Origin of the sequence: Mobilicoccus sp., assembly GCF_032060985.1 — a bacterium.
Classification (GTDB): Bacteria; Actinomycetota; Actinomycetes; order Actinomycetales; family Dermatophilaceae; genus Mobilicoccus.
Genome location: NZ_DAMBGD010000008.1, coordinates 51,833 through 66,189, shown reverse-complemented (window position 1 = coordinate 66,189; position 14,357 = coordinate 51,833). Strand labels below are relative to the sequence as shown.

The window sequence follows — 14,357 nt, the reverse complement described above, 5'->3', positions numbered from 1 at the left end:
GGATCGCCACCACCGTATCCCCGGCCCCGGGAACGGACGCGACATGGTGCCGACGGTGCGGGTCCGGTCGTATCGAGGAGGCATCCGCGCAGACCGAGAGGCTGTCAGTGGGCTGTGGCAGACTCCCGATCGTCGGCCACGGGGATCCTGCGTCGACGGTTCGACTCATCGGAGTTCGCGTGTTCCTCACCCGGTTCAGCCTGCGCAACCGCGCGCTGATCGCTCTCGTCACCGTCTTCGTCATGATCGGCGGGTTCATCGCCCTCGGGGGCATGCGTCGGGAGCTCATCCCGCCCATCCAGATTCCGGTCGCCGGAGTCGTCACCGTCGTGCCCGGCGCGGGCCCGGGGGTCATCGAGGACCAGGTCACGAGCCCCATCGAGGCGGCCGTGCTCGGCGTGGAGGGCGTCGAGAAGGTGGAGTCGACCTCCTCGGCCGGCCTGTCGTCGGTGACGGTCAACCTCCAGTACGGCACCGACCTCCCGCAGGCACAGGCCAAACTGCAGCGCGCCGTCCTCGCCGTGCGCAACCTCCCCGACGGCGCCGATCCTCGTGTCATCACCGGCAGCATCGACGACTTCCCCGTCATGCAGATCTCGGCGAGCGGTGGCGAGAACGCCGATCAGCTCGCCACCCGCATCAAGGACCTCGTCGTCCCCGACCTCAAGGACGTGCCCGGAGTCCGTGAGGTGCAGGTCAGCGGCGCCGCCGACAAGATCGTGCGCATCGACCTGGACGAGGACGAGATGAAGCGCACCGGCGTCACCGCGTCGTCGGTCACGAGCCTGCTGCAGGCCAACGGCATCGTCGTGCCCGGCGGCCGCCTCACCGAGGGCTCCCAGGACCTCGACGTGCAGACCGGCAGCCGCCTCACCAGCGTCAAGCAGATCCGCGAGCTCCCACTCGCCTCCCTGCCGGCGCGCGCGGCGAACCCGCTCGCGCAACTGTCCGGCGGCGGGGCGGGTCGGGGTGCCGCGGGTGGTGCCGGTCGTCCGAGCAGCGCGGGAGGGGGTGCCGGGGCCGGCGGCGGATCGTCCCTGGGCGGGTTCGGCATGCGGGCCCCGATCCCGCTGGCACGGCCCCTCGCGCCCACGACGCCCCCCTCGCCCACGACGCCCCCCGCCCCCACGGGCTCGCCCACCACGCCTCCCTCACCGTCGGCGCCCTCGCCCACTCCGGCGCCGACGACGGCCCCGCCCACGCCCACGACGTCGCCGACGCCCCGGCCCACGGGACGGCCCACCACGCTCCCCACGGGCCTGCCCACGGCCATCCCCACCAGCCTGCCGCCGGGCACACCGTGGCCCGAGGGACTGCCGCCGCTGCCCGAGCTCCTCGCGCAGCTCGAACAGCTCCCGCGCCTGATCTCCGCCCTCGAGCAGCTCGAACAGCTGCAGGGTCAGCTCCAGGGCCTCGACCAGTTGCAGAAGCAGCTGCAGGGCCTCGAACAGCTGCAGGAGTTGCAGGGCCAGCTCGGTGAGCTGCGCCGGCTGCAGGGCCAGCTCGAGCAGCTGCGTGGCCTCCAGGGGCAGCTCGCGCAGCTGGCGCAGCTGCAGGGACAGCTGCAGCAGCTCCAGGGTCTGCAGGGTCAGCTCGCCGGGCTCGCGCAGCTGCAGGGCCAGTTGCAGCAGCTCCAAGGGCTCCAGGCCCAGCTCGCCGGACTCTCCGAGCTGCAGAAGCAGCTCGCCGCGTTGCAGGGCGGTCAGACCGTCCCGACGCCCAAGATCCACACCCTCGGCGACGTCGCCAAGGTCGCCCTCGTCGACGCCCCCGGCGCCGGTGTCTCCCGCTCGGACGGCCGCCCCAGCGTCACGCTCGCCATCACCAAGACGCCCGAGGCCGGTGCGGTCGACGTGTCCCACGCCATCCACGAGAAACTCGCGGACGTCGAGGCCACGATCCCCGGCGGCAAACTCACCGTGGTGTTCGATCAGGCCCCGTTCATCGAGAACTCGATCGAGGACCTCGGCACCGAGGGCGTCCTCGGACTCGCCATGGCCGTTCTCGTCGTGTTCGCCTTCCTGCTGTCGCTCCCGTTGACGCTGGTCACAGCTCTGTCGATCCCGATGTCGCTGCTCATCGGCATCATCGGTATGAAGATCGGCGGCCTCTCGCTCAACATCCTCACGCTCGGCGCGCTCACGATCTCCGTCGGCCGCGTCGTCGACGACTCCATCGTCGTCATCGAGAACATCAAGCGGCACCTCGACCTCGGCGAACCCAAGAATCTCGCGATCCCCCGCGCGGTCAAGGAGGTCGCCGCGGCCATCACCGCCTCGACGGCGTCGACGGTCGCGGTGTTCCTGCCCATCGGCGTGGTCGGCGGGCAGGCCGGCGAGTTGTTCCGGCCGTTCGCCATCACGGTCGCGCTCGCGATGAGTGCCTCGCTGCTCGTCGCGCTCACGATCATCCCCGTGCTCGGGTACTGGTTCGTGCGTGGCTCCTCCGAGGCCGGCCGAGGCCGGTGGCGCCTGCCCTGGCGCCGCCGGAACGCGCACGCCGAGGGCGACGGCGCGGACGAGGGCGCCTGGGGCCAGGCGGAGAACCCGGGTGCCGAGAACCCGGGTGTCCTCGGCGCCCGTGACGACGTCGATGACACGGGCGGGAACGTCGTTGACACGGGCGAGAACGTCGATGACACGGGCGTGAACACGGACACACGGCCGCAACCCGTGGCCGGATCCGCCGCCCACGGCTCCGCCGGGATCGTCCATCGCGCCTACCTGCCGGCGCTCGGATTCGCCATGCGTCGCCCGATCGTCACGGTGCTCGTCGCGTTCCTGCTCCTCGGCGCGACCGGGGTGGCCGCGACGGGCCTCAAGACCGACTTCATCGGCGACTCCGGGTCGAACTCGTTGCAGATCTCCCAGGAACTCCCGGCGGGCACCACCCTCGCGACCACCGACGCGAAGGCCAAGATCCTCGAGCGCATCGTGCGGTCACGCCCCGAGGTCGACTCCGTCCAGACGACGATCTCCGGCTCCGGCGGCAACGGCCTGGAGGCGCTGTTCATCGGCGGCGGCAGCAACACCGCCCGCATGACCGTCACGCTCAAGGACGACACGGACGCCGAGGCCACGTCCCAGGCGCTGCGCTCCGAGGTGGGCACGCGGACCGACCTCGGCACCGTATCGGTCTCCGAGGCCGGTGGCGGGGGACCTGGGAGCCGCCAGGTCGAGGTCTCCGTGCAGGCCGCGGATGCCGAGGATCTCCGTACGGCGGCCGCAGCCGTCGAGAAGTCGGTGCGTGGCGTCGGCGGTACGCGGGATGTCGCGAACAATCTCGCCGCGGAGGTGCCGCAGCTCTCGGTGCAGGTCGACGGCGGCAAGGCCCTGCAGCGGGGACTCACCGAGCCGCAGATCGGCCTCGCCGTGGCGAGCGCGCTCAAGGGTTCGACCATCGGCAGCGTCGAGATCGACCAGCAGCGACGCGACGTCGTGGTCCACGAACGTCCCTCCCCCAAGACGGTCGCCGCGCTCGAGGACATCCCCGTCGGCAGCGACCTCAACGGCAAGACCGTGCGGCTGCACACCGTCGCCTCGATCGAGGAGACGAAGGCCTCCGCCTCGATCAGCCGCGTGGACGGCCGCCGCACGGCGCTGATCACCGCCGTCCCCGAAGGAAACGACCTCGGCAAGCTCACCCGCGACATCCAATCGGCGCTCGACTCGACGCAGCTGCCCCCGGGCGCGTCCGCGACGATCGGTGGGGTCAGCGCCGACCAGCAGGAGGCCTTCGGTCAGCTCGGCATCGCGTTGCTCGTCGCCATCGCGATCGTCTACGTCGTCATGGTCGCGACGTTCGGCAGCCTCATCCAGCCGCTCATCCTGCTCGTGAGCGTGCCGCTCGCGGCCACGGGCGCGCTCGCGGCGCTCGAGCTCACCGACACCGCCCTCGGCGTCCCGGCGATCATCGGCCTCCTCATGCTCGTCGGCATCGTCGTCACCAACGCGATCGTGCTCATCGACCTCGTCAACCAGCACCGAGAGGCCGGGCTCGGGGTCGACGAGGCGGTGTACGCCGGAGCGCGAGACCGCGTGCGGCCCATCGTCATGACGGCGCTCGCGACGATCCTCGCCCTCGTGCCGATGGCGCTCTCCCTCTCCGGCGGTGGGGCGTTCATCTCCCAGCCGCTCGCGCTCGTCGTCATCGGTGGCCTGTTCAGCTCCACCGCCCTCACCCTCCTCGTCGTCCCGGCGCTCTACCTCCTCATCGAGCGTCGACGCGCCGGCCGTGGCGACCCCCGCGACCCCCTCGCCGAGCAGCGCCGCGACGAGCAGCGCCACGCCGAGGAACGCCGCGCGGCGGAACGTGAGCCGGGTGGGAACGACCCCGAGGGGGAGACCGTCGGGGCCGGCGACGGCGCGAACGGTGACGGGCGACCGACCGGGCCCGGGCCTTCACCGCGCTGACGGGCAGGATCCAGGCGGGACTCAGGTCGACTCCGGGGTCACCGGGAGGCCATGAGGGCGAGAACGTCGACTCCGCTTCTTGCGCAACGCGGGAACGGATGGTTAGGTGACCACACGACGACGACGTCGAAGGAGTGCACCGTGACCATCTTGCAGGACGCGACCACCGCCCCGGACCTCCCCTCGATAGGAGCTCCGAACGCCTCACCGATCGAGGGGACCAAGAGTGTGCGGGTGCCCCACGCCCCCGTCTCGGTGCGCCAGGCCCGTCGCATCGTCTCCGCAGATCTCACCGCCCGCGGCGTCGACCGTGTCGTCGTCGAGGAGGCCGAAGCCGTCGTCTCCGAGTTCGTCGGCAACGCGGTGTTCCACGCCCGCCCTCTCGCCGACGGATGCGTCCGGGTGCGCTGGAAGGTCAAGAGCGGCGCCGTCGAGGTCGAGGTCCGCGACGGCGGCAGCGACACCGTCCCTAAGCCGGTCCGCCACTCGCTGTGGGCGGTGCGCGGCCGGGGCCTTCGCATCGTGCGCAGCATGGCCCACGAGTGGGGCGTGCAGGACGAGCGCAACGGCCGTACCGTCTGGGCCGCGCTCGGCGGACCCTCCCGCCGCCGCCGGCTCTGAACCTGCGATCGGCGGTCTCCGCCACTCCGCCGGGCCCGTGTCGATCGTGACGCGGGCCCGCGGCGTCGAGAGGGTGCCGCCGACGCCCTACGCTGTCCGGCATGGGTAAGGCATCACGACGCGCTCGGCAGGCCGAGCGAGCACAGTCCCCGTCCGTCCCCGCCGCACCGTTCGTCGCGAGGCCGTTCGAGGGGTTGGCGGGGGAGACCGACATCGTCGCGATGCGCGAGATCGTGCCCGCGGCCACCGCGACGCTGACGCTGCGCACCGATGCGGAGCCGCTTCGCGAGGCCGCGACCGTGGGCGGTGGCGAGGTGCCCGAGACCCTCGAACTCGTCACCGTCCTGCCGATGGCATGGCCCGGGCTCCACCGCGGCGACGGCACGTACCTTCTGGGCCTCCAGTCCGGGTCGCACACCGGCGACTACTCCCGCGACACCGCGCACGTGCTCCTCGAGCTCCTGCGCACCCCGGCGGGCAGCCCGGCCCGGCCCACGACGGTCGCGAACGCGTCCACCCCGCGACTGCAGGATCTCGTCGTCGCCGAGGCCCCCATGCCGGTGACGATGCACGAGACGTTCGAGTTCTGGTTCGCGCCGGGCGCCGACCTCGACGGCGAGGCCGGGGCGTCGCTGCAGGAGACGAACGAGGCGATCATCCCCACGACCAAGCTGACGAGCACCGACTCGGCGTACTGGTGCCGAGTCGGCGACCGCACGCACCTGCGCTGGCTCCAGCCGCACGACGAGGACGCCGCCACCGACGCCCTCGCCCGCCTCGTCGCCGCGGGTGAGGCGTCCCTCGGCGAGGGCACCCGGCTGCTCGGCGCCTTCCGAGCGTGTGGCCTCCTCGTGCCCGTGTGGGATCTCGACCCGCGGTTCGAGGCCGACGCCTACGAGGACGCGGCGGCCGACATGGCCGCCCGCTTCGCCGAGGCCGCCGCGGACGGGGGCCCTCTCACGCCGGAGGAGCGCCGGGCCCGAGGCGGGCTCCTCAGCCGCCAGCTCACGCTGCGATGACCGCGCGGATCGGGTACCTCGGTCCCCCCGGGACGTTCACGGAGATGGCGCTGCTTCGCCTCCCCGAGGCGGAGACCTGCGAGGCGGTGCCGTGTCCGTCGGTCGACGCCGCGCTCGCCCGCGTCCGCGCCGGGGAGCTCGACTCGGCGGTCGTCGCGATCGAGAACTCCGTCGAGGGTGGGGTCTCAGCGACACTCGACGGCCTGGCCGCAGGTTCCCCGCTGCACCTCGTCGGCGAGGTGGTCGTGCCGATCCGGTTCGTCCTCGCCGTCCGACCGGGCACTCGGATGGAGGACATCCGTGCGATCTCCACGCACAGCCACGCGTGGGCGCAGGTCAGAGGGTGGATGGCCCGCAACCTTCCCGAGGCCGCGTTCGTCCCGGCGCTCTCCAACGCCGCCGCGGCCGCCGACCTCGTCGGAGAGACGCCCGTGCCGTTCCAGGCGGCGGTCTGTCCGCAGATCGCCGCGGACCGGCACGGCCTCGTTCCCCTCGCCGACGACATCGGGGACATCCCCGACGCCGTCACCCGGTTCGTCGTCGCGGCACGCCCCGGCGCCCTGCCGGCGCCGACGGGTGCGGACAAGACGACCGTCGTGCTCTACCAGCGGGGCGATCGACCCGGTGGGCTGCTCGAGCTGCTCGAACAGTTCGCGGCCCGGGGGATCAACCTCACCCGCCTGGAGTCGCGCCCCACCAAGGAGTCGCTCGGGTCGTACTGCTTCTCGGTCGACCTCGAGGGCCACGTCGAGGACGAGCGGGTCGGGGAGACCCTCATGGGCCTGCGCCGGATCTGCGGGCAGGTGAGGTTCCTCGGCTCCTATCCCCGCGCCGACCGCCGACCGGCCGGCATCGACCCCGACCACGACGATGCGGCCTACGTCTCCGCGCGCACGTGGCTGGACGGGTTGCGGTCGCGCACGACGTGACCGGACCGGCGGGGGCCGGGGAGCGTCCGGGACATGTCCGGGCCCGCGCCTGCGTCGGGACGCTCACTGCTCGGGCGCCCCGGAGCGGGGCAGATGCCGTTCAGCGCACGCGGGTGGCCGCGGTGGCGCCGTCGGCCGGGGCGACGGTCGCCGGGGCGACGGTCCTCGGCGGCAGCACCTCATTGGAGGCGTTCGCCCCGTGGTGCTCGCCCTCCTCACCGGTCGGCGCGACGCGGACGAGGAGCGTCTTCGGCAGCACGCTCACGGTGAGCGCGCGGGCCGGGCCGATGTGGTCGCCGTCGAGCTGCACCTCCTGTTCGTGTCCCCCGGGGAGCTCGACGTTCATGGTGCGGCACTGGAAGTGTTCGATGCGACGGTGACCGAAGTGGTTCTTGGTGAGGATGCCGGTGACCACGGCTCCCCAGCCGACGACGCCCTTGGGGGAGAGCAGCACCGCGTCGAAGGCGCCGTCGTCGACGCACGCGTCGGGGAGCAGCTCGACGCCGCCCTGCAGGCGGCCGACGTTGCCGATGATGATCGAACGGACCCGACGGTGCAGGGGGCGGTCGCCGTCGAACTGCACGGTGGTGCCGAACCGAGGTCCGTTCAGCTGCTTGGCTCCCGAGACGAGGTAGGCCGCCCAGCCGATGCGGCTCTTGAGCTTCTCGGGGGCGTCGGCCATCACCGAGGCGTCGAACCCGAGCCCCGCCATGACGAGGAAGTAGTAGTCCTTGGGCTCGTCCTGGGTGCTGTGCGGCGCGATGAGGAGGCAACCCATGTCGATCGGCCTGTCGACGCCGGTGAGCGCGATGACCAACGACTCCTCGAGCGACTCGAACGGCAGGTCGAGATTGCGTGCCAGCAGGTTGCCGGTGCCGCCGGGCAGCAGCCCCATGGGGATGGGGGAGTCGCGCAACGCGGCGGCCACGGCACGCACCGTCCCGTCACCGCCGAGCGCGCAGACGAGCTCGACCTCCGCGTCCATGGCCTCCCGCGTCTGGCCCGTGCCGTTGTCCTCCTCCGTGGTCTCCCACCAGCGCAGTGCCCAGCCGTGCTCGGCGGCGATCCGGTCGAGACGCCTGCGGACCTGGCTCACGTCGTCGAACTTCGTCGGGTTGACGATGACGGCGGCGACCGGGCGCGGCGCATCGTCGTCGCCGTCGGCATGGCGTCGGGCCGCGTGCGCCGTTGCGGACTCCGTCGGCGTGCCGTCGAATTCGCCACGGCCCATGCCGACGGTGGTCCAGACGACCGTCGCGACGGCGAGGAGGGCGGCGAGGAGGCCGGCGAGCAGGGCGAGATCGGTCACGAGCTGACGTTACCGCCGGCCCGAGCCACCACGCGTCTCGAGTTGCGTCCCGGGCACCCCGGCGTCGCGCGGTCCTCGCCCGGGGTGGCGGCCGATACGCTTGAGCCGTGATCGACATCAAGCTCCTCCGCGAGAACCCGCAGGCCGCCCGCGCGTCGCAGCACGCCCGGGGTGAGGACGAGGGGATCGTCGACGCGATCCTCGCCGCCGACGAGCGTCGTCGATCCTCCCTCTCCGAGTTCGAACGCCTCCGCGCCGAGCAGAAGGGCACGAGCAAGACCGTCGGCGAGGTGATGGGGCGTCTCGGCGCCGCGAAGAAGGCCGGTGCCGCGCCCGAGGACGTCCACGCCCTCGAGAAGGTGGCCAACGAGGCCCGCCGCGCCGCCGGCGACCTCTCCGACCGCGTCAAGGGGCTCCAGGCCGCCGCCGACGAGGCCGAGGCCGAATTGGGCGCCCTCATGCGAAGGATGCCCAACATCGTCATCGAGGGCGTGCCCGCGGGCGGCGAGGAGGACTTCGTCGAACTCACCACCGCGGGTCGAAGCCCCCGCGACTTCGCGGCCGAGGGCTTCGAGCCCAAGGACCACCTCGAGATCGCCGAGCACCTCGGCCTCCTCGACATGGCCCGCGGCGTCAAGGTCGCCGAGTCGCGCTTCTACTACACCGTCGGCCAGGGCGCTCGCCTCGAGAACGCCCTCATGCAACTCGCCCTGCAGACCGCCTACGACAACGGGTTCACCCAGATCGGCGTGCCCACCCTCGTCAACCCGACGGTGATGACCGGCGCCGGGTTCCTCGACTCGCACGCCGACGAGGTCTACAAGCTCGGTACCGACGACCTGTACCTCACCGGCACCTCCGAGGTCGCGCTCGCGGGCTTCCACGCCGACGAGATCATCGACCTCACCGACGGCCCGCTTCGCTACACCGCGCTGTCGACGTGCTACCGACGCGAGGCGGGCAGCTACGGCAAGGACACCCGCGGCATCATCCGCGTGCACCAGTTCCAGAAGGTCGAGATGTTCGTCTACTGCCGTCCCGAGGACGCCGAGGCCGAGCACGAGCGGCTCCTCGAGCACGAGCGCGGGATGCTCGACGCGATGGAGATCCCCTATCGCGTCATCGACGTCGCCGCCGGCGACCTCGGCGGCCCGGCCGCCCGCAAGTTCGACTGCGAGGCGTGGGTCCCCACGCAGGGCAAGTACCGCGAACTCACCTCGACGTCGAACTGCACGACGTTCCAGGCCCGCCGGCTCGGCACGCGGGAGCGCACCGAGAACGGCACCCGCATCGTCGCGACCCTCAACGGCACCCTCGCGACCACCCGGTGGATCGTCGCCCTGCTCGAGAACCACCAGCAGGCCGACGGCACCGTCCGTGTCCCCGCCGCCCTCGTCCCCTTCCTCGGCACCGAGGTCCTCGTTCCCGACGGTCGCTGAGGTGCGGCGGGTCGATCGGGACGAGGCCGGACAACTACTCCGCGAGGAACGCCCCGGTGCAGCGGTGCACGAGGTGATCGTCGGGCAGATCCGCCCGGATCTGCGCGATCGACAGGTGCCCGGTGCGCAGGAGCCTCCCGACGTGCACGAGTACGCCTACACCGACGGCGGGGGCTACTCGTGGAGCTGGGCCACGCCGCAGCTCATCCGTGCGGGCAGTCGGCTGTGGTGCACCACTCCCGTCGACGACGAGGTTCTGTGCGTGCGCGGTGAGACGGCGCTCGGGACTCCCGAGGTCCTCCGGTCACGACGGGGCACGCTGGCCCTCCTTCGCAGTCGGTTCAGCACGCCGCAACCGACCCTCGTCGACCCCGCGGTCGTCGCCCCCGCCGACCCCACCCACGGGACGGCGATGACCGAGGAGGAGGCGCTGCTCGTCCTCCGCAGCCACCACGCCGGACTCACGCGCACGGGTCGGGCGTGGGTCGGCGCCTCACTCGCCACCGTCCCCGTGGTGGCCAACATGTTCAGCGTGTGGGTGGGGTCGGGAGGGGGGACGGCGTGGGTCGCGCTCGGACTCCTCGCCCTGGGGCCCGTCGCGCTCGCCTCGGCGATGTACGCCGGGCCCGGACGCCGTCGTCGCCTGCGCCTGACGAGGCCCGTCGCCGAGGGATTCCTCGACCTCGTCGATGTCACGACGTGGACGGACGCCGTCGTCACCGTCACGGATGTCGACGGGCGGCGGTGGAGCTGGCAGGTGCGCCCCGAGTCCGACACCCGGCTGCCGGAGGGCGCCAGGGTCTGGGCCACCCCACTTCGCGAGGGCGGGTTCGTGCATCTCGTCGGGCAGCGCGCGAGTGACGGCGTCCCTCGAGTCATCGAGGCCCGCTCATCCGCCTCGATCGTGCTCCCACCGCGTTCGGAGATCCAGGACGTGCTCCGTTCCCGCTGAGGGGTGAGATCGCCACGGGGCCGTGCGGCACGTGGCCCGCACCCGGCGCGGGCGACGGACGTGACCCCCGGGTAGGGCGCGGGCCCCGATGACGAGCCCGCGACGAGGGTGCGCGTTGTTCAAGAAAGGCGTTCGACCTGGTCGCGGATGTGCCCAACTGGACGCAGGACGATCGCACGACTTGAATTCCCGAGCCTCGGCGAATAGAAGTCATACGATTGAGAACCCTTGTGGCACAGGGCATTTGAGGAAGCGGCGAGACTTCTCGCGAGAGGTTTCAGAATAGGTGTAGAAAGGTCGTCGACGGGCGATAGGGAGAGGGCCGAATAAGCTACCGCTCCGCCACCGCACACGAATGGGTCTCAAGAAAGGTCAGGGGTCGTCATGGATGACGCACGGCACAGCTCGACGGATCGCTTGAACTCCACCGAGCACATGAGGGAGTTCGCCGACCTCTACTCGCACCACCTCTACCTCGCGGGCTTCGTGCGCGAGTGGGCCGAGGCGACCAAGCGCGACGCCGAGGCCGAGAAGGGCATCCTCGAGGCGGAGTACCTCGAGGGCTACGCGAGGGCGCTGCGCGACATCACCGAGCACCTCGAGGCCGGAGAGGCTCTTCCCGGGGGACCCCTGTACACCCGGGTCGTCGAACGCATCGCCCAGGGCGAGCGGTACGCCTGAGCGGGCACACCGCCGGAGCAGACACCGCCTGAGCAGGACACGTCTCGGCGTGATGCTCACGCAGGGATGGGATGCTGGTGCACGTCATGGAGACGATCACCAGCCCCGCCAACCCCCGCCTGCGCGCCCTCGTCCGCCTGCGGCGACGCCGCGACCGTGACGCCGCGGGCGTGACGCTCGTCGACGGGGTGGAGGAGACGAGTCTCGCGCTGCGTTCCGGTGCCCGTGTGCGCGAGGCGTACTGGTGCCCCGATCTCGACGACGGCCGCGCCGCGCCCCTGATCGACGACCTCACCGACCGGGGGGTGCCGCTGATCCGGCTCTCCCGGGTCGCCTTCGAGAAGATCGCCTACCGCGAGGGCCCGGACGGCATGCTCGCGGTCCTCGAGACGCCGGGCCGGACGCTGGCCGGGTTCGAACCGCCCACGCCCGCGTTCCTGCTCGTCGCCGAACACGTCGAGAAGCCCGGCAACCTCGGTGCGATCCTGCGCACCGCCGACGCCGCGGGCGTGGACGGGGTCATCGCCGCCGATCCGGTGACCGACTGGGGCAATCCCAACGTCGTCCGGGGTAGCAAGGGCGCGGTGTTCTCCGTCCCCGTCGTCTCGGCCGGCAGCGAGGAGACGCTCACGTGGCTGCGGGATCGGGGGATCGCGCTGCTCGCCGCCACCCCCGACACCGACGTCCTGCACACCGAGGCCGATCTCACCGGCCCCGTCGCGATCGCCGTCGGCGCCGAGAAGGAGGGGCTGTCGGAGGCGCTGCTCGAGGCCGCCGACATCCGCGTCCGCATCCCGATGGTGGGACGCGTCGACTCCCTCAACGTCGCGACCTCCGCGGCGATCCTCCTGTACGAGGCGGTGCGTCAGCGGGCCGGCGCCGAACGCTGACGGGGGTCGGCCACTCGGTCCGGCGTGGCTCGCCGAGGGTGGTGCCCTTCGTCCCGGCCGCCGGGGTCTCGTGGTCGGAGGCCTGCTCACGCTGTGCCACCATGAGCGCATGCGAGTCGACCATGTCTCCTATGCCGCCGAGCAGGACGGCCTGCGCGCCACCGCGGACCGGCTGGCCGAGAAGCTCGGTGTCCGTGCGGTCAACGGCGGGGTGCACCCCAGCTTCGGCACGCGGAACATCATCCTGCCGATGGCCCACGAACGGTACGTCGAGGTCGTCGAGGTGCTCGACCACCCCGCCTCGGACAAGGCCCCGTTCGGCCAGGCCGTCCGGGCGGCCTCGGCCCGGGGTGGTGGCTGGATGGGCTGGGTGCTGCGGGTGGAGGACCTCGAACCCGTCTCGCAGCGCCTGGGTCGCGAACCGGTGCCGGGGTATCGCCGGTTCCCCGACGGACGGGAACTGCGCTGGCGGCAGCTCGGGGTCAACGGACTCATCAACGATCCCCAGCTGCCGTTCTTCGTGTGCTTCGAGAACCCCGAGCTGCACCCGTCGGGGGCGATCGGTGAGGTCCCCAGGGTGAACATCTCCGGGCTCACGATCGCGGGCGACCCCGATCGTGTCTGCGAGTGGCTCGGCCTGTCGCCGAACCAGACCTCCACGGTCATCGACTTCACGTTCATCGCGCCGCACGGCACCGCGGGCCTGCTCTCGGTCACCTTCGACGGACCCGACGGCCGCATCACCATCTGAGCGCCACCCGACCCGCCCCACCGACCCGCCGCGGTCCGTGGGGCGTCGTCGTCGGTGCCGGCCGGGGCGGCGGGAGACATCGGCGGCGGACATCGGGGGCGGGACCGGGAGCCCCGGTCGTCACCCTCGTACCGACCCGGCGGGTTTGCGGGGGGACGACCGAACCTGAGAGGATGGCGACGACTTAGGTGAGCCTTCGCTAAGTGTGCCGCTGTTCGACGATGTCAGGAGACACATGTCCATTCGCCTTCGCCCCCTCGCCACGCTCTCGGCCCTGGCCACCGGCGCGACCTTGATGCTCACGGGGTGTGGCACCGGCGAATCGGCGCCCGCCGACACGGCCGCGGCCGGCGGCACCTCCGCGGCCGCCGACCACAAGGTCGTCCTCTACAGCGGTCGGAACGAGAAGCTCGTCCGTCCGATCCTGGAGAAGTTCACCGCCGACACCGGCATCCAGGTCGAGGCCCGGTACGGTTCCACCGCCGAGATGGCCGCCCAGATGATGGAGGAGGGGGACCGCACCCCGGCCGAGGTCTTCCTCGCCCAGGACGCGGGCGCCCTCGGCGCGGTCGCCCGCGAGGGCCTCGTCGCCAAGCTCCCCGCGACCACCCTCGACGCCGTCCCCGCCGACTACCGCGACGACGAGGGCCGCTGGGTCGGCGTCACCGGCCGCGCGCGCGTGCTCGTCTACGACGGCAAGGCGCTGAAGTCCGACCAGCTTCCCCAGCACGTCGCCGAGCTCACCGCCCCGGAGTGGAAGGGCAAGGTCGGCGTCGCGCCCACGAACGCCTCGTTCCAGTCCTTCGTCACCGCGATGCGCGTCACCGAGGGGGAGGACAAGACCCAGGCGTTCCTCGAGGGCCTCGCCGCGAACGAGCCCCAGATCCGCGAGAAGAACGGCCAGATCGTCGCCGACGTCGACGCCGGCAAGATCCCGGTCGGTCTCGTCAACCACTACTACCTGGGCGAGCTGGCCAAGGAGAAGGGGGCGAAGGTCGAGGACCTCAACGCCAAGCTCCACTTCTTCCCCGGCGGTGACCTCGGTGGTCTCGTCAACGTCTCGGGGGTCGCCCTCGCCACCCACCAGCCCGACGAGGACGGCCAGAAGCTCGTCGACTACCTCCTCTCCGCGGAGGCGCAGAAGGCGTTCGTCGACGAGACCAGCGAGTACCCGCTGGTTGCAGGCGTCGAGGGTCCTGCGGGCCTGCCCGCGCTCAAGGACCTCACGCAGCCGGACGTCGACCTCAACGACCTCGACTCCCTCGCCGAGACGGTCGACATGGTGAAGAAGGCGGGTCTGAGCTGACCAGGGCCACGCCCGTCCTCTCCCGACGTGGTGGGCAGGGCCACCGCC

General features: G+C 71.8%; 11 protein-coding genes. 10 read left to right on the top strand and 1 reads right to left on the bottom strand.

The genetic code is table 11. The features are described from left to right. Positions 1–179 precede the first annotated feature (179 nt). The 4 genes from RT054_RS08180 (at position 180) to pheA (ending at position 6,981) form a co-directional block, all read left to right on the top strand. Positions 180–4,412 (top strand): efflux RND transporter permease subunit, encoded by a 4,233-nt coding sequence (locus RT054_RS08180; RefSeq protein WP_313023013.1) that lies wholly within the window; start codon positions 180–182, stop codon positions 4,410–4,412. Positions 4,413–4,553: 141 nt separating this feature from the next. Beyond that, entirely contained in the window at positions 4,554–5,033 is a 480-nt protein-coding gene (locus RT054_RS08175; protein WP_396837243.1) for an ATP-binding protein, read from the top strand. 101 nt (positions 5,034–5,134) lie between these two features. Then, complete coding sequence (locus RT054_RS08170) at positions 5,135–6,052, top strand: DUF5926 family protein (protein WP_312718326.1); 918 nt, start codon at positions 5,135–5,137, stop codon at positions 6,050–6,052. After that, on the top strand, positions 6,049–6,981 hold the full coding sequence (pheA, locus tag RT054_RS08165; RefSeq protein ID WP_312718327.1) for a prephenate dehydratase: 933 nt from the start codon (positions 6,049–6,051) through the stop codon (positions 6,979–6,981). Before RT054_RS08170 ends, pheA begins: the two co-directional genes overlap by 4 nt. Before the next feature lie 100 nt (positions 6,982–7,081). Here pheA and RT054_RS08160 read toward each other — a convergent pair whose 3' ends face one another. After that, positions 7,082–8,290, bottom strand: a complete 1,209-nt coding sequence (locus RT054_RS08160; RefSeq protein ID WP_313023010.1) for a diacylglycerol kinase family protein — start codon at positions 8,288–8,290, stop codon at positions 7,082–7,084. Positions 8,291–8,397: 107 nt separating this feature from the next. On the opposite strand from RT054_RS08160, the gene serS reads away from it, so the two are divergent. The 6 genes from serS (at position 8,398) to RT054_RS08130 (ending at position 14,309) form a co-directional block, all read left to right on the top strand. Further along, the gene (gene serS, locus RT054_RS08155) at positions 8,398–9,729 is read left to right on the top strand and encodes a serine--tRNA ligase (protein ID WP_312718329.1); all 1,332 of its coding nucleotides are present in this window, start codon (positions 8,398–8,400) and stop codon (positions 9,727–9,729) included. A 1-nt stretch (position 9,730) separates the two neighbouring features. Continuing rightward, on the top strand, positions 9,731–10,681 hold the full coding sequence (locus RT054_RS08150) for a hypothetical protein (RefSeq protein ID WP_312718330.1): 951 nt from the start codon (positions 9,731–9,733) through the stop codon (positions 10,679–10,681). Between the two features lie 417 nt (positions 10,682–11,098). Continuing rightward, positions 11,099–11,362, top strand: coding sequence for a hypothetical protein (locus RT054_RS08145; RefSeq protein WP_313023009.1), 264 nt, complete (start codon positions 11,099–11,101; stop codon positions 11,360–11,362). A gap of 71 nt (positions 11,363–11,433) precedes the next feature. Further along, positions 11,434–12,252 (top strand): RNA methyltransferase, encoded by an 819-nt coding sequence (locus RT054_RS08140; RefSeq protein ID WP_312719453.1) that lies wholly within the window; start codon positions 11,434–11,436, stop codon positions 12,250–12,252. 109 nt (positions 12,253–12,361) lie between these two features. Beyond that, the gene (locus RT054_RS08135; protein ID WP_312719451.1) at positions 12,362–13,003 is read left to right on the top strand and encodes a VOC family protein; all 642 of its coding nucleotides are present in this window, start codon (positions 12,362–12,364) and stop codon (positions 13,001–13,003) included. 235 nt (positions 13,004–13,238) lie between these two features. Continuing rightward, the gene (locus tag RT054_RS08130) at positions 13,239–14,309 is read left to right on the top strand and encodes an iron ABC transporter substrate-binding protein (RefSeq protein WP_313023007.1); all 1,071 of its coding nucleotides are present in this window, start codon (positions 13,239–13,241) and stop codon (positions 14,307–14,309) included. Positions 14,310–14,357: the final 48 nt, after the last annotated feature.